An 18,540-nucleotide genomic window follows, 5' to 3' on the forward strand; every position below is an offset into this window, starting at 1 on the left:
AATAAAGCATTATATATTTTAAACTTATTTATCTAATGCTTTATAAAAATGAGACTTCTATTTTTTCACAATTACCAATGCAGGTTTAATAGTTCGATTGTGAAGTTTATATCCGATATTCTTAACCATAACAATTGATTCAGATTCATTGCCTTCTTCAGTTACTTCAAATGCTTGGTGAATGTTAGGATCAAATTTATCGCCGATAGCAGGAATAATTTTTTCCACACCATGTTCATTCATTATAACGTCGATTTGATTACATAGCATCTCAAATCCACGAACAAAGTTTTGAACGATTGAATTATCAATTCCTTTAGCACTATTAACGGCAATTTCTAAATTGTTTAATGGTGTTAAAAGATCTTCTAAAAAAGATTGTAAAGCATAATCTTTTATTTCTTTTGTTTGGTTAGCAATATGCTCATCATTTTTTTGTTTATGCTCATTTAATTGATTTTGAGCTTTTTCTTGGAATTCAATTAATTGTTTTCTAAAACTCTTTTCATTTTCAACAATTTCAGAATTTAGTTGCTCTACTTTTTGCAATAAACTAACTGCTTTTGTTTGAGCTTCTATTACATCATTATGTGATCTATTGTAATTTTCAAGAACACTTCTATAAAGTTCTGGAGTTTCGGTTTTTTTAATAATTCTAATTATTGAATCTCCTTGTTCCAATTTGCATTTGATTTCATTATTTTCATCAATTTCCATTGTTTCAAATGCTTCTTCGATTTCTTTACTAAAAGTATTTGTTTTAAAAAATCCCTTTTGAACTTCTTCATCATTATAATGTTTTTTTGGTTTATCTAAAACCACAAATTCAACATAGTCAAATTCATTTATTTTGTTACTCATCTTTGTTCCCGTTCCTATCTTTAATAATTTTTTCTAAAATATTTATTGCTTCAAATGATTCTTTAAAGTCTAAATTTTTAGGTCCAACTATGCTAATTTCTTTAATGTTTTCACTGTTTACAAAATCAATTTTTTTGGAAATAATATTCAAATTAGGTCTGGATACATCTAATTTAATGTTATTTTCATCATCTAAATTGTTTTCTATCGCTTCTCACACAGAATGATTTTCTATTAAATCAAACAGTTTTGCTATCTCTTCTCGTGAAATTTTTTCAGATAAAATTATAGCACTTTTGTTGAAGGCTTTATTTTCAATTTTTTCCTCAAACCTAAAAATAGTCTTAATAAATTTCTGCATAATTACTTCATAATTTTTTATTTGCTTGCTAAAAATTGGCGATAATGATTGAATTTTAGAAGCAAGTTCAATTAAGGGAGTATCAATTAAGCGTTCTTTAAACAACCTAATAGCAATTCGTAAATCATTAAGTTCAACACCATTGTCAAAGTTAAAGATTTTATTTTGAACATTGCCGCCGCTTGTTACTAATACAACAACCGCTGAAGCACTATTCAAAGCTGTTAGTTGAATGCTTTTCAAAGTTTCATATAAATTATTAGATGTAGCAACAATGGCAAATCCTGCCATTTGTCCAACAATTTTTGCTGCTTCATCTAATGTTGAATCAATGCTTATTCTTCTCTTAGCTAAAAGATCTTCTAAACGTTCATCAAAATATTCAAGAGGATTGTATACCAAATTTTTAGCATAATATTCAAGTCCCTTTGCCGAAGGAACTCTACCACCTGAGGTGTGTGGTTTTTCTAAAAAATTACGTTTTTCAAGTTCTGCCATAATATTTCTAATTGTTGCCGATGAGCAATTTAATTTTTGCTCTTCAACAAGTTTTTGCGAACCAACTGGTTCACCTGTTTCAATGTACATATCGACAATTAACTTGAAATAGTGGGCTAATTTTGCATTTATTTTTTCATCTTTAAAATCGTGATTCATATTATCCTCATTAGCACTATTTTAGCACCTAAAAGCCATTATTGCCAAAAAATGGGAAAAAAAAATGCGAAATGCACTTTTAGTCAGTTTCCTGAAATGGCGCGCCCGGCAGGAGTCGAACCCGCAACCTTTTGGGCCGTAACCAAACACTCTGTCCAATTGAGCTACGGGCGCATTATATGGAGCCACCAACCGGATTCGAACCGGTAATCAAGGTGTTGCAGACCTATGCCTTGGCCGTTTGGCTATGGTGGCACATGGCCATAATTCCAATTAATATTATATATTATATTACTAATTTTTGTGCAAAATAAAGAAAAAGCGTAGAGGGACGCTTTATACTATATTAATGAAAATATAAAAAAATTATATACTATATGAAAGTTAATTTGATTTTATTTATTTAAATTATTTATTTTTAGCAATAAATTTTGCCATTGTGCGATTTATAGTGCCTTTTAATAGCTTTTCAACACCATTAATTCGTGGATTACGTTCTAATTTATTAGTAGTAGTGTTAATAATCGAAACGCTATTTAAAGTAATATCAATTAATGAAGTTATAAAAGTTGGTTTTTCATCCAATTCTCTCTGATTCAAAGTTGCGATCAAATTAGTAACAAATAATTCGGGTTTAGCACCAATCCCAAAATTATTCAAAAATAAATAATCGACGCGGTTTAAATAATTATTAATCATTTCATTTTCTTCGTGCTTATTATTTCGATAATTATTCATAGTATGATTAAAAAATTGATTAACATCTAAAAAGGCAACGGTCTTATTTTTTGTTGTTCCCAGTAAAAATGCTAAATATTTCATAATGGCTTGAGCATTAACAAAATTACTATCAACTAAGAAAAAGCCTTTTTTGCTTTTTAGCGAAGTAATTTTTTTAATTTCAGAAATAAGAGCTTTATCAAAATAATTTAAAGCTAATTTGGCCTCAGTGTGAATTTTTGTCGGACTTTTTTTATTAGGAGTATCAAAATATAATTTTCACTCGTTTTCAAGCTTGGTAATATTTGTTAATCAAAAATTATCTTCTTGTTTCTTTTTTAGAAAAAAATGATTGCTTGAAAAATCAATTTGTAGATTATTATAGGCATCAACAGTTAACTTTCAGTCTGGTTCTTTATCATCATTATTAATTAAATAGTTATAGAAGCGCTGCAAAAGTGACATACCTTTTTCCACTTGTTCAGGCGTTAAATTAAATTTATTAATGATTTCTTGAATCTTGGGATGAATAAGCAGCTTTTGAGATTCTTCTTTGGGATCAAAATTTGATAAAAAATCTTTTCCAAATAATTTTGCAATATCTTTTTTTAAATTCATTAGCTCTCCTTATTTAATTTTCTCATTCCAGTTCATTATCATCGTCATTACTACTATAAATTTTATTTTTATTATTATAAGAGTTATTTTTTTGTTTAGCTAAAATAGCAGCTGAAAGTTCCAAATCAATTGAATCAGCGCAAAATAAATTACGGTGGGCATAGGTTGTGGCAATTTTTTCAATATATGCACAAACAATCGAATGGTTTACATTAATGGAATAATTAATAAAAGCATTAATGCAAGCATTATCAAATTTTAACTTTTTTAGTTTATCAATCATTTTAATTTGACTTGGACTTAACGAAAGATTAGTATAAGAAGAAATAAACTGATCTGGAGTTGCAGTTTTTTTTAGAAAATTTAAATTACGCGCAAGAATATTAATTTTGTCATTTTTTAAAATTGAATTAAAATCTTCATTGCTATAAACTTCATATGCTTTTCTAGAACATTCTGACATTTTAGATTTATCAAATTTTGGGTTAATTTTTGCGCTAACAATTCTCAAATAACGATCTTCACCAATTTTTTGAATTAATTGGTTTGATAGAAATGAGTTGCTAACTAGCTGATTAGCCGATAATGGTTTAATAAGTTCAAATAGAAACTCATTTTTATTTACGTTATATGATCTAATTAAACCAATTGATTCTAATCTAGATTTAACTTCTAATAATTTATTTTCATCAAAATCTAATGATTCTAAAATAAGATTCAATTCAATTTGCTGATTATGGTGCAAATTGTTAGAGTCAAATAAAAATTCATATAGCAAAATTCCGTCATTGCCAACTAAAGGACGATATAACAACCTTAAATTTTCTAAATCAAAAACATTAATATCAACTGAATTTTCGACATAAAAAAAACTTTCCATAACATCCTCCTATATCATCTCGCAATATAATTCTAAATAACTAGATTAAAAAAATCTGCAATTATTTATTAAATGAATTATTTTGGCATTTATCGCCCTTAATTATCAACATAATCCTTATTTACAAACGCACTTATTTTAAAGTTTTTTTTTACCACAAAATGATTTATTAACAATTTCAAATAATAAAATAATAATTTCTAGTTGCAAATTAAAATCTAAAATTTTTATTATTTTTTTATTAATTAAGCAAGGCAAGCATTAGAAAACATTTATAATTAATTTTATGAAATTAATCAATTTACACTTAAATACCACTTACTCATTTTTAAAAAGTTGCATCCAACCTAAAGAATTTGTTGAAAAACTCAAAAAAAGCGGTGGCGAATATTTTGCGATCACTGAACATAACAATTTATTTAGCTTAGGTTATTTTAAAAAATTATGTGAAAATACTAACTTAAAACCAATTTTTGGCTTAGAATGTGATATCGAAATTGAAACAAAGTTATATAAATTTATCGTTTTTGCTAAAAATTTAGCCGATTTCGAGATTTTAAAAAAATTATCCTACTATCTACTAGCTAATCATTTTATTAAAATAGAAAACTTAGATGAATTTAGAAATTTAATTTTCATCGAGCATCCTATTTTTGGGTATTTTAAAAAAACTGGAAAAAAAATAGCTCTTAAAAATCATTATTGTGGCATATTACCGATAGATTTTGAAAATAGTAAAGCAGCTTTTTTAGCATTTGGTGAAGATCACTGTTTAGTTATAAATCACAATGTTATTTTTCAGTTTGCTGATAATGAAATTATTGCTACCTTAAATTTGATGCGAAAAGAAGAAAGTTTTCAAGATATATATGAACCATGTCGCTTTGAAATCGAAGATGACAACAATGACGCAAATTTTAAAAAAATAATTAATAATACTAATGAATTTGCAAAAAAAATATATTTTGAAATTCCATACCATGACTATTCTCTTCCTCAATTTCAAAATGACGAAAATCTTAGTTCAATTGAATATCTACAATCTTTATTAAAAAAAGCCATAACATCAAAATTTAGCAAAAACAATTGAACGCAAGAATATCAAATCAGGTTAAACCACGAATTTTCAGTTATAAAAAAAATGCGACTAGAAGATTATTTTTTAATCATTCAAGATTGAATTAAATGATCAAAAAATAATAATATTTCAATAGGACCAGGTCGGGGAAGCGCGGCCGGATCGTTAGTTAGTTATCTACTCGGAATCACCAATGTTGATCCAATTAGATTCAATCTTATTTTTGAAAGATTCTTAAATATTGATCGAGTATCAATGCCAGATATTGATATTGATGTTCAAGATGATAGAAGGCAAGATGTTATTGATTATTTAGTAAATAAATATGGTTTTGATAATGTCGCAAATATAGTTACTTTTTCATCGCTTGGCAAAAAATCTTCAATTCGTGATGTTATGCGAGTAAATAATATTGCTCCAAAACAAATTGATAGCGTTTCGAAACTAATTTCACCTGATGATAAGAATCTATTAGAAGAGTATCAAAAGAATGCAAAATTTTCACTTGAACTGTCAAGAATTAACCATGAAGATTCAAATTTTGTTGATAAAATTTTAAATGTTTCTAACCGAATTGCTGGCTTCTATCGGCAAACCGGAACACATGCCGCTGGACTTGTTATTAGTTCAAAGCCAATTATCAGTTATGTTCCAACTCTATTAGTTGATAATGCTATTCAACAAACACAAGTAAGTATGGAGTATTTAGAAAAATTTGGACTAATAAAAATGGATATTCTTGGACTTAAAACTTTAACAACTATTAAAGAAATTAAAGATTTAATTGAAAAGAGATTAAACATTAAAATTGATTTAGATAATATACCTTTAAATGATTCAAAAACTTTTGCGATTTTAAGTGCCGGAAATAGTGTTGGAGTTTTTCAACTAGAAAGTGCGATTATGATTCGCGCATTAGAAAAAATTCAGGTCAATGACTTTGAAGATATTACTGCTATTATTTCTCTTAATCGTCCTGGGCCAATGATTAATATTCCCAAATATGCCGCTCGTAAATTTGGAAATGAAGCTGTTCCGAAAATTAGCCCCGAATATGATGAAATCGTTGCTAAAACATATGGCATTATTGTCTATCAAGAACAAATTATGCAAATCGCACAAACAGTTGCAAATATGTCATTTTCAGAAGCTGATAATTTTAGAAGAATAATTTCCAAGAAAAAAAGTGATGAAATGGAAGAAGAAAAACAAAAATTTATTAGCAATTCCGTTAATAATGGATATGAACAAGAAACTGCAAAAATGATTTTTGATAGTATTGAAAAATTTGCTGACTATGGATTTAATCGCTCACATGCTATTTCATATGCCATTATAAGCTATCAAATGGCATACTTAAAAGCTCACTATCCACTTGAATTTTATGCAGCATGTATTTCTTCAGCACATGGTTCACATGAAACAATATTAAAATATATCAATGAAGCTAAAAAGATGAACATTCAAATAGTATCCCCAAATATTGTAAACTCCGAAAATAATGCTATTATTAAAGATAATGCTATTATTCTTCCTTTAAATATGATCAAGGGCATTGGCAATGAAATTGTTAAAGTAATTTTAAACAACCGAGCTGAAAATAAAACATACATAAACTTTCAACATGCTCTATATTGTTTGCTTAATATTAAATCTTTTGGTTTAGCAACAATTAGAACATTAATTGAGGCAAACGCAATGCGGATTTTTAATTACAACCAGGCAACACTATTAAAAGAAATTGAAAGTGAAAATAGCGATTTATTGCTCTGAATTGAAGCAAATAAAAATCAACCTTGAGAAAAAGTTAAAGACCAAATACTCAACTATCGACCAACAAATATATATGAAAGTGATTATAAAACTGAAGAAGAAAATGAAAGAAAATTGTTAGGTCAGGTTTATAACGCTTCTCGCACAGCTAATTATGAAAAAGATGGTTCAAGATTTAGCGATATGCATGTTGGCAATGAATACATTACAGTAGCCATTTGTCTAAATGTCAAATTAGGTATTACTAAACAAAATAAAAATTACGTTATATTGAGTTTTCAAGACTCAACGCAAACTGCAATTGCCTTTTTATGAAATACTACTAATGAAAAATATAATGAGCTAAAAAATCTAAAAGATCATTTAGTAGAAATTAAAGTCATAAAAGATAAAGGCGACAAAATAATTTTAAGAGATTGGAAAATTAGAAATGAATAATCAAAAACTATTAATTATTGACGGAACATATTTAGCTTACCGCTCATATTATGCAACAGCATATGGTCCAAATCCTAATATTTTAAAAACTGCGTCCGGAATACAAACCAATGCTATTGTTGGTTTTTTCAACACGGTTAATTTGCTAATAAAAAATTACTCACCAACTCATATTTATTTTGCTTTTGATTCAAAAATTAAAACTTTTCGTCACAACATTTATGAAGATTATAAAGCTGGTAGACAAAAAGCACCAATTGAATTTTACAATCAATTAGATACAATTCAAGAGATCCTGTCGGCAATAAACGTTCAAAATCAGTACTATGATGGTTATGAAGCTGATGATATTATTGCAAAAGCAGTTAATCATTTTAAAGGAGCAAGTATTCTAATTTTTTCTGGTGATCAAGACCTTAATCAATTAATTGATGAAAATGTCGCAATATTGAAAAAAATTAAAGGTGAAATGATTATTTTAAATCGCCACAATTTTAAAGAATATTATAATTTTTTACCAAACCAAGTAATTGATTATAAAGCCATGGTAGGCGATGCTAGCGATAATTTTAAAGGAATTTTAGGAATTGGAAATAAATCAGCAATAAATCTTTTAAATGAATATCAAAGTTTAGAGAATATCTATCACAACATTGACAGAATTAAACCATCTGTAGCAAAAAAACTTATTGATAACAAAGAAGCAGCCATGCGCGATAAATTTATGGCAACATTATGCACAGATTTTGATCTAAATTTACCAAACATTGATGATTTAGCTATTACGAAAATTCAATTAACCGATAACGCGTTGAAGCTTTTTGATGAATTAGAGCTAAATTCACTAAAAAGAAAATTCAGAGCTTTATCTGAATTTAACTAATTACTAATTTTTACTATTATCTAACTTTGTTTTATCATTATTTTCCATAGGGGTAGGATTTTTATCTAGAGCGTTTTTTGCTTTGTTAGTTGTTGCATAATTTACTGCAACTCCCATGCCAACCAAGGTGGGGACTGCTATCATTCCAAAAACAATGATTGATATTTTTATCCCTTTTTTTCTTTTATTTTCTATCATAATTACATTCCAATTTGTTATAAATTATAATGCTAATTATCGCTTTCGTTTTCGATCCGTTCAAAAAAATTGATTACATTATTCTCTCTTTGCTCTCTTTTTGAAGAAAAATAACTTTCAATTGCTTTCTTGCCATTTTCAAAATAAGTGGATTTTTCTAGTTTTTGCTCATAAGCTTTTCTTATGTAAGGATAAAAGCCAAAATTATTTTCATATTTTGACAAGGCATTATTTAATGAATCAGTATTTTTATCTAAATTCTTAAAATAATTAATTAAAATTTTTATCACATCATTGTCAATAACATCTGAACCTTTGAAAAATGTTGTATCCGCGCCAGAAATTGCGTATAAATATATGGCATTGGATTTAGGTAAATTTGAATTTCATACTGGTCGAGATGATAATTTTTTCGTATCATGCCCAGAGTGATTTTGTGAAAATTTAATTTCAATTGGAATGATATATTTTTTTGTAAAAACTAAAAAATCTGGAAAATTTTGTGAACCATAAGGTTGATAAATAAAATAGTCATTAAATTGTTTAAATGGATTTTGCACTAATTCAGTTGATGTTTTTGCCAAAATTTTATTTTTTATGTTTTTGAGAATATTTTGAAAATAAACTTCATCTTGAAAGATGGGGTTTTTTTCACATTTTTTGATTTCCTTTTTAGCTTCTTCAAAATTTTTACCTGCGTTAATGCGACTAAAACCACCATTGCGAAGTGATATTATAAACTTATTTTCAAAATCTTCTCCAGAACTTGAGGTTGCATAATAGCGTGCTGAATTTTTAATTTCTTTAAAAATAGCTGATAATCGCATTAAAATTTTTCTCCTTTAAGTCTTTTATACTCCTCAACAAAATCAGTTGTTGAAAAACCATAAACCTGAGTGTTTGATTTAGATAATTTTTTAAAATCAATTTTATTAATTATATCTCATGCTTGATCGTTAATTACTTTAACAAAGAAATATTGTCGATTCTTTATTAGCTTTTTAGGATTAGTTATTTTGAGATTATAATCATAATAGCCTTGTCGATGAACAGCAAAATCTCACTTATATTTAGATTTATCAAAATACTTTAAAGTGTTCTCTGTATTATTGTGAATAAAAGTCTTAAAATCCTGATGACGAATGGCAGGCGCTTCTTTTATGCGCATATCACTGTCAGAAGTATTTTCTATGGTTCAAATTTGAAAAACACATTTAACATCATATTTTCTATCATTTACGATAAATGAATCATCACCTAAAGTTTCAACATAAATTAGTTTAGCATTTTTATTTACTTGTTTTTGAATTGAATATCTTTGAAAAATATTAGGTAAAATCATAGCAACATAATTTGCCTCACTTAGCGCTTTATTTAAAAACTCTAAAGCAAGCTTGCCACGATAACCAAATGGGGGATTGCCTATAACAAAACGTTTATCACTAAAAATAATATTCTCTTTTAAATAGTCTTTTTTTTCAATATTATCGGCCTTTGGTTCAATATCATAAGCAATTATATGTCTTCTTTTAACTTTAGCGATGTCTATTAGCGCATCGATAAAATTTCCTGTGCCGGCTGATGGTTCTAAGATTTCATGATCTAGTTGATTAGGTATCAATTTTTTTACAACTTCCACAAGATGATTGCAAATTAAAGGGTTGGTATAAAATTGGTCAAGTTTATTGTTATTTTTTTTCATGAAATTCTCCATATATTGCTGCAATATTAATTTAGTTAATTAAAAAGTTAGATAATAAATAATACATTTATTTTATATTATTTAATTAATAAAGAATAGAAAATTATGAATTTCATACAATAAATTAAAATTAATAAAAACACAGCAATTTTGCTGTGCATAAACATTATTTTTTTAAGATAACATAAAAATTTATTGATTTTAATTCATTAATTGTTTTTGGTTATAAAAAGATTTTTGATAGTTTTTGCCACACCGCCATGTTTATATGAATAAGCAATCATATCGCCATGTTTTTTAATGTTGCGTGGAGCATTTTTCATAACAACAAATGCTCCAACATGAGATTTCACGGAAATATCATTACCTGAATCACCAAAATGAACCGCTTTTTTTGGATCAATATTTAGCAATTGACAAATATATGAGTTGGCAATTCCTTTAGTGGCATTCATGTCATTTATTTCAATACTTCAGCCTTTTGACACAACGTGAAATTTCAAATTAAAGAAATATGATTCTAGCCGATTTTTCAATTTCTTAATAGCAATAGTTGAAAGTTTACCAAAAGTTAAAATTTTAGTAACATCTGATATTTGTGGAATTTCATCATACTTCTTTATTTCCATTTTTTTCGTTCATGGCTTAGCCATAAAAACTTTTGTTGAGGCTCCGTAAATAACTGGAAGGCTATTAATCATGAAAAACATTTTTTCTTTTTTCAAAATTTCAATTACTTTCAGAGCAGTATCTCTTTTAATTTCACTTTTCTTTAAAATATTATTATGTTTATCGACAATCAAACCACCATTTTGACAAATAATGTATGGGGAGTTGATTTTATTTGCCAAATTAAGTACAAATTCTGAATTGCGACGGCCAGTTGAAATAATGACTGGAATTCCCTGGTCATTTAATTGTCTAGCGGTATTAATATTGTCTTCACTAACTTTGTTTTCAGTTTTAGGTAAATCTAAAAAGGTTCCATCTAAATCTAAAAAATATGCGCGTGGTTTTAAATCTAACATTGTAACTCGAAAATTAGAATGAATTTCTATTATTTAAATTTTTTAACAAGTTCGTCAGCAGGAATGTAACCAACTGTTCTATCAACAAGTTTACCATCTTGGTAGAAAAATAGTGAAGGAATCGATGAAACACCCATTTCATGAGCGAATTCTTGGTTTTGGTCTACATCTAGATCAAAAACATTAATATCAGCGTGATCTTTTGCTAACATTTCAAGTTCTGGTCCTAACATTTGGCATGGAGGACATCATGTAGCTCTAAATCCTACGATTGCTTTGCCTTCTAGGTGTTGGTCACCCAATTCTGCGTGAGTTAATTTTTTTAACATATATTTTCTCCTTTTTTATTATTTAATATGCTTTAGCAAATATAACACATTTTTTTGTTTTTTTATTACTAAAGAAACATTTATCATCTTTTAATTTAATTGGAAGCTTAAACGGCATACAACGTGTTGAAGCTCCCGTTAATTCCTTGATTTTTACTTCATCTTCGCCATTACCAGCGAAATTTGCAATAACCCAATGACCTTTTGAAATAGCTGTTTTGAAATCTTCAAAATTATTAACTTCAACAAGGTTTTTTATTAATCTTTCCTCTGCTTGTTTATATAAATTGTTCTGAATTTCTTCAAGCATTTCTTTGACTGTTTCTTTAATGTCATCAACTGAGACATGAAATTTCTCGAGTGTATCACGTCTCACTAATAAAATGCGATTTTCTGCTAAATCTCTGGGTCCAATTTCTATTCTAATTGGTGTCCCATGAATTTCAGAGTTTGATGCTTTAAATCCCGCACCCTTATCTGAATCATCAATTTTAGTAGTTATACCTATTTTATTTAAGGTTTTTTCTATTGAAACTGCTAAATTATGAACTTTAGGTTCTTTATTAACAAATAATTCAAGAATGTCAACTTGTATAGGAGCAATTTTTGGTGGAATTATAATTCCGCGATCATCTCCATGAGTCATGATTAGTGCGCCAATTAGTCGAGTTGAAACACCTCAACTTGTTCCGTAAGCGTATTCAAGTTTATTATCCTTGTTTTTGAAAGTAATATCAAAAGGCATACTAAAATTTTGTCCAAGGTAATGACTTGTACCAGCTTGAAGTGCTTTGCCATCTTTCATCATTGCCTCAATTGTGTAGGTAAAATCTGCCCCTGAAAATTTCTCATGTTCGGTTTTTTCGCCGTCAATCACTGGAATTGCTAAATAGTCATTAACAAATTTTTTATAGATTTTTAGCATTTTTAGTGTTAATGTTTTTGCTTCTTTGGGATCGGAGTGCATTGTATGGCCTTCCTGCCATAGAAATTCTCGAGTTCTTAAAAATGGATTAGTAGTTTTTTCTCATCTCAAAACATTAACTCATTGATTGTAAATTAATGGTAAATCATTATAAGAGTTGATTTCATTTTTAAAAAAATCTCCAAATAAAGTTTCACTAGTAGGACGAATGTAATATTTTTCGCTCAATTTTTTACCGCCAACTTCAGTAACGGTTGCGAGTTCAGGATTAAAACCTTCTAAGTGTTCTTTTTCCTTTGCTAATAAACTTTCCGGAATTAATAGCGGCAAATTAACATTTTGAACTCCCGCTTTTTTAAATTCTCTATCTAAAATTAGTCTAATATTATCTCAAATACCAAAAGATAATGGCTTAAAGATTATGGAACCCTTTGAAGCTCCATAGGCCATTAAATCACCATTCTTGATAACATCTGTATATCACCTAGCAAAATCTTCATTTTGCGGAGTTATTTTTTCTAGCTTTTTCATACTTATTATATTTTATATGTTTTTAATTTTTGCAAACGAAATTATCGATAAATTAAATAAAAAAAAATTTATAAAAATATTGCTAAATTTTAAGTATTCAATATTTTGAAATGTTTAATATTAAAATGTCAGAATGAATTTCCATTAAAATTTTGCATAATTTATAAATTTAGCAATATAAATTAAAAACATTAAGCCAACTTGCCGTTATGCTTAATGTTAGTATAGATAATTAGTGAAATATTAACTAAACTAAATCATCGAAAATATCTTCACCAGTCGAAACGGTTGGAACTTCAAAGTTTCTTGCCACAATATTTCCGGCAGTTCCTAATCCATTTACAACTCCAAGAATTTTTGGATTTTTAAATGATTTTGAAAAAATGGTTAGTGGAAGAGCTTCACGAGTATGATCAGATCCTTTAGTTGGATCATTTCCATGATCAGATGTAATTATTAATAAATCATCTGATTTCATAGCATTAATTAGCTTAGTTAACTTAATGTCAAATCTTGAAACATTTTCACTATAACCAATTGGATCTTCACGGTGACCATAGTGACTATCAAATTGAACCAAGTTAACAAAAACTAATTGGTTTGTTGAATCTGATGAAGCAATATCAATAGCGATATCCATATTTTCATCATCTGAAGCAGGTCCATAAACTTTGTCAATTCCGACATGAGTAAAAATATCGTTAATTTTTCCTATTGCAACAACTTCAATGCCTTTATTTTGTAAATCTTCTAAAATAATGTGTCCAGTTGGTTTATTAGCAAAGTCATGACGGTTGAATGTTCTTGTGAATTTCCCATTTTCAAAAACAAATGGCCGTGAAATAACTCTTGCTACATTTCATTCAGGTTTTGATGAACATATTGCCCGTGCACGTTTGGCATATTCTGTAAGTTTTTCTACACCAAGTGTTTTTTCATCTCCAATAATTTGAAGAGTTGAATCTGGCGATGTGTAAATAATCATATCGCCATTTTGAATGTGTTGATGTCCTAATTCTTGTAAAATAACTGTTCCTGACGCATTACGATTACCGATAATTTTACGGTTATCAAAAGCTTTTGAAAGTTCGGCTACTAAATCATCAGGGAATCCTTTTTCAGTAAATTGTGGATTAGGAACTTTTGTGTAAATTCCCATCATTTCTCAATGTCCAGTTAAGGTATCCTTACCATTTGACATCTCATGAACTCTTGCCATATAAGCTAGTGGATTTTTGTTTTTAGCATTGTGTCCAGCAATTTTTGCAATTTCAGTAATTCCTAATTTTTTTCATGTTGGAATTTCTAAGGGTAGAACTTCAGAAGCATGAAACAAACTATCTGCTCCAACATCATTGAATTCTTTTTGTCTTGGTTCAGAACCGACTCCAAGTCCATCAGTTACAATAAAAAATACTCTTTTAAATTTTGCCATAATTAAATATATGTTACCTCTCTATTTTATAACAATAATTTATTAAGTTTTTTGCTGTGTAAATTTATAAATTAATCATAAATATGAGTAAAAAAAATAATACTTTATATTAATTATTTTACTACAAAATAAAGCATTACATATTATCCGTGAATTTAATGATAAAATTAAGAAGTAAATAATATATTAAGGTTGGTAAAACAATGAATTTTAATGAACAAAAGACCAAAATTGTTGCAACAATTGGTCCAGCTTCTGAAAACTATGAAGTTATGAAAAAAATAATTGAGGCAGGAGTTAGCACAATCAGAGTTAACTTTTCACATGGAAGTCCCGAAACACATAAAAATAAATTTGAAACTGCAAGAGCAATTTCAAAAGAATTAGACATTCCTATCTCTTTGATGCTTGACACAAAAGGCCCAGAAATTAGAATTGGAAAAATGAAAAACGATTTATGCTATATTGCCCCTAAATCAATTCTTTCAATTAAAACTGATGAAGAATCATACAAGAATTTAATCGGTGATGAAAAAGCTATTTCAATCTCTTACCGAATGGATAAAGATGTGAAAGCGGGAAATCAAGTCTTATTAGATGATGGAAAATTAGTAACCGTTGTTAAAGAAGTTAAACCAATGGAAGTAATTGTGGAAACAGTTAATGGACATAATCTAAAAACTAATAAAAGAGTTAATATCCCAGGTGTTGATTTCTCTATTCCATTTTTAAGTGATAAAGATAAAGAAGATATTAAATGAGGAGCACACTATAAAGTTGACTATATTGCTGCATCATTTGTTAATTCAGCTAAAAATGTTATGGAAATCCGTAAAATTTTAGATGAGAACAATGGAAAACATATTCAAATCATTTCTAAAATTGAATCACAAAGAGCAATTAATAATATTGATGAAATCATTCAAGCTAGTGATGGAATTATGATTGCCAGAGGTGATTTAGGTTTAGAAATTCCTTATTATGATGTTCCTTATTATGAAAAAAGAATTATTCGCAAATGTCGTTTAGCAGGAAAAGAAGTAATTGTTGCTACACAAATGCTTGATTCAATGGAAAACGTTCCCCTACCTACAAGAGCGGAAGTAACTGATGTTTATTTTGCCGTTGAAATTGGAGCAGATGCAACAATGCTATCAGGCGAAACTGCTAGTGGAAAATATCCTTATGAAGCTGTTAGCACAATGTCAAAAATTGCTAAAAGAGCTGAAAAAGAATACTACACCGATCCATTTTATGCACACCAAATTGAAATAGTTGCTAATAATCCAAGCTCAAGAATGCTAATAGCATATGAAGTAGCAAAAATTTTAGAAAAAGGCGAATATAAATTTACCATTGTATTAAGCCACAGTGGAAAATTACTAAAAGAAATCTCTAAATATCGTCCTAACTCATATATCATTGGTGTTGTTAGTGATGACAAACTAGTATGAAGTTTTGGAGTTACTTCAAGTGTCTTCTGTGAAAGACATTCTGAAGCAGTAAGAGCACTTATTAAATATAATCACGATGCTGCTAATACCATTTTAGAAAAATATGGTGCGAAAAAAGGTGATAAATTTATTGTTGTGGATAGTTTAAATATTACAACACATGAATACTAAAAGTAGAAATTATTAGTTTACTTTAAAATTACTCACAGATATGCTGTGAGTTTTTTATTTCAATTTATTGCGTGAAAAATCTTCTTGATCTACAAATTGAAGCAATTTTGATTATATTCTTATAATTCATCAATCTCTATTGTTATCAAAATTTAGATTTACTTTCATTTTTATAATTTGAGTAATGGTAAGAGTAAAAATTGTATAAATAAAAAATGCTTCAATAGCAATTCACATACTGAAGCAAATAAGTAGTAATTAAAACACCATGGCGCTAATTTAGCAGAATATCTAAACTCATTAATTATTCATTTTAACAGTTTTAATATTTTTATCTTTAAGTAGCTTAATAAAATCTTTTTTAATATCTCCCGAAAATTGATCAGGTTTATATTTATTTGGAGATTTAAATAAAACTAGTGCATTTCCTTTTGAGTTAGGATTGTCAAGTTCTTCGACATTTAGAAAATTAATCCCTATTACATTAAATCTTGAATTGATAACCATAGAACCACTTGAACCTGAATCTAAAGCAAAATCATTTTTCATATACATTACTGGTAATTGATTCAATACACGCAATCTCATGCCGTGTTCTATACTTTTCACAAATGGTTTTTCATAATTTTTTCAATCTTCATTTAAAGGATTAAACTTTTTGTTTTTGTTTTTATCATATCTCACTCATAAATCAAGAAATTCCGAATCATCAACAATTCTTGGTTGAGTAACAATTGTTCCACCAGTTGATTTAGTTACTTTAAAACTAATTCGATCATCATTGCTCCTATTAATAGGATAACCACCAGCAAAATGGGTTTGTATTACTGATTCTAATTCTTTTGAATCCGAATCTTCATTTCCTAGTCCTATGTATCAATCCTTTTCTTCTTCTGTTTCAAGAAGTGGGAAAAGAGTTGGGAAAAGTTCTTTAATTTCATTCCGAGTTAGACGTCACTTCGTTAGGACAATATCACCGCCGCCATATGGAGTTGTGCCAATTCTTTTATTTTTATCATATCCAGGTTTAAAAAACAAATTAGCATTATCTTTTCTAGTTCTTATTGACTCTGAATCAAATTGCGGTGTGTATAGAATCATATCAAGATAAGAGCGTCAAATATTGGCATGTGCCAATCTTTGATTCACATCAACAAATTCATTTTTACTAAAATCGTAATCGGGAGAAAATAAATTTTTTGAATGTACCGGTCTAGAAAGATATTCATAATGAGTTTTGGGTAAATTTGTAATTCTTTCATAGGTTTTATTAAACTTACCACTTTGTTTTATTTCTTTATTAGAAGGTGAATATTCTTCAAAAGAAAATCCCCCAAATCAATCTTCTCTTTCTTGATCACTTTTGAAATAGTGATTAGATCTACTTCTATCAAAGGCACTTGCTCAATTTAAAACATGGGCATTTGTGGCAATAACAAATTCATAAGAACCTCTGGGCACATTCGGATTTTCTATTCTATCTAGCACTCAAGCTGTACCTGAAGATCCTTCTTCTCTTATTCTGCTAGATCCCCCAAATTGATCTTGTTTTGTTACCAAATACTGAAAACCTAAGCTAAATGTTCTTTCATGGATATATTTATAAAAGTCATTATCATTTTTTAATTCTGAATTTTCACGATTAAATTCATATTTATATTTATTATTAGGTGTAATAATTAGTAGATTAATTGAACCTACTTTATCATCATAATTAGCTTTGATATCCTGAATTTTTTCTGGAAAATCTAATAAGCCTTTAATTGTGTCTAATTGAATATAATAGAAAAATTGGCTTAAATTTGAAGGGAGAAAACCAAAGGGATTATCCTTAATTATTCCCTTAATTTTTTCAAATGTGCTGCCGTTAGTCATTGTAATAGAATTGCCTTCATCAATTTTTTCAAATCTATCAAGATATTTAGCTTCAGTCATTAAACTACGCCTATTGTATTCAGTATAATAATTAATTTTTTCTTCTGGAGTGCTGCCATAGTTACCATATGTGCCGATATTTTTGATTTTTTCTAAAAACTTTTTTGAATTAGTAAGAGTATTAGCGTCAAAATTGCTACCTTGTTCTTTTAAAAACTCGTCTAATTCAATTAGACTTTTCTTGTATAAATTAGTAGAAGTAAAAATCTTTTCAGGTGAGTAGTATTTCTTTTTTTCTGAATTATAAATTTGGCTTAAATCTAAACTAAACTTTTCAGATAAGTTTGTTTTTTTATTTATACTACTATCGTTTTTTTTCTCTTGCTCTTTGTTTTTAGATTCATCTGGTTGCTTAATCTCAGGCTTTTTGTCAATTTTATTACTATCCTTAAGTTGCTCTTTTTTACAACTAGCAACAATAAAAATAGGTGCTACCGTTAAAGCTCCAACTGATAACAATAATGAAAGTTTTTTATTGAATTTCATTTTGACTCCTTTTTATTTTTGTTCACTATCAAAACTATCACTTAACATAGTAATAAAAAATAATATACTTATAGATA

General features: G+C 28.1%; 15 protein-coding genes and 2 tRNA genes. 3 read left to right on the forward strand and 14 right to left on the reverse strand.

Annotated elements, in window-relative coordinates:
- Positions 1-57: 57 nt before the first annotated feature.
- The 6 genes from DA803_RS02555 to DA803_RS06510 all read right to left on the reverse strand — a co-directional run bounded on the left by DA803_RS02555 (position 58) and on the right by DA803_RS06510 (position 4,097).
- The gene (locus tag DA803_RS02555) at positions 58-861 is read right to left on the reverse strand and encodes a nucleotide exchange factor GrpE (protein WP_114191052.1); all 804 of its coding nucleotides are present in this window, start codon (positions 859-861) and stop codon (positions 58-60) included.
- Positions 854-1,879 carry a heat-inducible transcriptional repressor HrcA gene (gene hrcA, locus DA803_RS02560; RefSeq protein WP_114191053.1) on the reverse strand — a complete coding sequence of 342 codons (1,026 nt, stop codon included), beginning with the start codon at positions 1,877-1,879 and terminating at the stop codon, positions 854-856. The genes DA803_RS02555 and hrcA overlap by 8 nt, the downstream gene beginning before the upstream one ends.
- A gap of 97 nt (positions 1,880-1,976) precedes the next feature.
- Positions 1,977-2,053: transfer RNA gene (locus DA803_RS02565), tRNA-Arg, on the reverse strand.
- Between the two features lie 6 nt (positions 2,054-2,059).
- Positions 2,060-2,134, reverse strand: a tRNA-Cys gene (locus tag DA803_RS02570).
- A gap of 153 nt (positions 2,135-2,287) precedes the next feature.
- Positions 2,288-3,217, reverse strand: a complete 930-nt coding sequence (locus tag DA803_RS06505) for a hypothetical protein (protein ID WP_114191054.1) — start codon at positions 3,215-3,217, stop codon at positions 2,288-2,290.
- Between the two features lie 13 nt (positions 3,218-3,230).
- Positions 3,231-4,097, reverse strand: coding sequence for a replication initiation and membrane attachment family protein (locus DA803_RS06510; protein WP_114191055.1), 867 nt, complete (start codon positions 4,095-4,097; stop codon positions 3,231-3,233).
- A gap of 286 nt (positions 4,098-4,383) precedes the next feature.
- Here DA803_RS06510 and dnaE point away from each other — a divergent pair, with 286 nt between their 5' ends.
- Both dnaE and DA803_RS02590 read left to right on the forward strand, forming a co-directional pair.
- Positions 4,384-7,386 (forward strand): DNA polymerase III subunit alpha, encoded by a 3,003-nt coding sequence (gene dnaE, locus DA803_RS02585; protein ID WP_114191056.1) that lies wholly within the window; start codon positions 4,384-4,386, stop codon positions 7,384-7,386.
- Entirely contained in the window at positions 7,379-8,269 is an 891-nt protein-coding gene (locus DA803_RS02590; protein ID WP_241854600.1) for a 5'-3' exonuclease, read from the forward strand. Before dnaE ends, DA803_RS02590 begins: the two co-directional genes overlap by 8 nt.
- 3 nt (positions 8,270-8,272) lie before the next feature.
- On the opposite strand, the gene DA803_RS02595 is transcribed toward DA803_RS02590, so the two are convergent.
- From DA803_RS02595 to DA803_RS02625, 7 genes are all read right to left on the reverse strand, one after another.
- A complete protein-coding gene (locus DA803_RS02595) occupies positions 8,273-8,467 on the reverse strand; it encodes a hypothetical protein (RefSeq protein ID WP_114191058.1) in 195 nt (64 codons plus the stop codon).
- 32 nt (positions 8,468-8,499) lie between these two features.
- The gene (locus DA803_RS06515) at positions 8,500-9,294 is read right to left on the reverse strand and encodes a hypothetical protein (protein ID WP_211305578.1); all 795 of its coding nucleotides are present in this window, start codon (positions 9,292-9,294) and stop codon (positions 8,500-8,502) included.
- Complete coding sequence (locus DA803_RS06520) at positions 9,294-10,169, reverse strand: SAM-dependent methyltransferase (RefSeq protein WP_114191059.1); 876 nt, start codon at positions 10,167-10,169, stop codon at positions 9,294-9,296. The genes DA803_RS06515 and DA803_RS06520 overlap by 1 nt, the downstream gene beginning before the upstream one ends.
- A gap of 209 nt (positions 10,170-10,378) precedes the next feature.
- Positions 10,379-11,197, reverse strand: a complete 819-nt coding sequence (locus tag DA803_RS02610) for a Cof-type HAD-IIB family hydrolase (protein WP_114191060.1) — start codon at positions 11,195-11,197, stop codon at positions 10,379-10,381.
- A gap of 29 nt (positions 11,198-11,226) precedes the next feature.
- Entirely contained in the window at positions 11,227-11,526 is a 300-nt protein-coding gene (locus DA803_RS02615) for a thioredoxin family protein (RefSeq protein WP_114191061.1), read from the reverse strand.
- Positions 11,527-11,548: 22 nt separating this feature from the next.
- On the reverse strand, positions 11,549-12,982 hold the full coding sequence (proS, locus tag DA803_RS02620) for a proline--tRNA ligase (protein ID WP_114191062.1): 1,434 nt from the start codon (positions 12,980-12,982) through the stop codon (positions 11,549-11,551).
- 247 nt (positions 12,983-13,229) lie between these two features.
- The gene (locus DA803_RS02625) at positions 13,230-14,417 is read right to left on the reverse strand and encodes a phosphopentomutase (protein WP_170120271.1); all 1,188 of its coding nucleotides are present in this window, start codon (positions 14,415-14,417) and stop codon (positions 13,230-13,232) included.
- 203 nt (positions 14,418-14,620) lie between these two features.
- Between DA803_RS02625 and pyk the strand changes: the two genes are divergently transcribed.
- Positions 14,621-16,042, forward strand: coding sequence for a pyruvate kinase (pyk, locus tag DA803_RS02630; protein WP_114191064.1), 1,422 nt, complete (start codon positions 14,621-14,623; stop codon positions 16,040-16,042).
- 300 nt (positions 16,043-16,342) lie between these two features.
- On the opposite strand, the gene DA803_RS06525 is transcribed toward pyk, so the two are convergent.
- On the reverse strand, positions 16,343-18,463 hold the full coding sequence (locus tag DA803_RS06525; RefSeq protein WP_114191065.1) for an MAG2960 family serine endopeptidase lipoprotein: 2,121 nt from the start codon (positions 18,461-18,463) through the stop codon (positions 16,343-16,345).
- Positions 18,464-18,540: the final 77 nt, after the last annotated feature.

This window comes from [Mycoplasma] phocae, assembly GCF_003332325.1.
Lineage (GTDB): Bacteria > Bacillota_I > Bacilli_A > Mycoplasmatales > Metamycoplasmataceae > Metamycoplasma > Metamycoplasma phocae.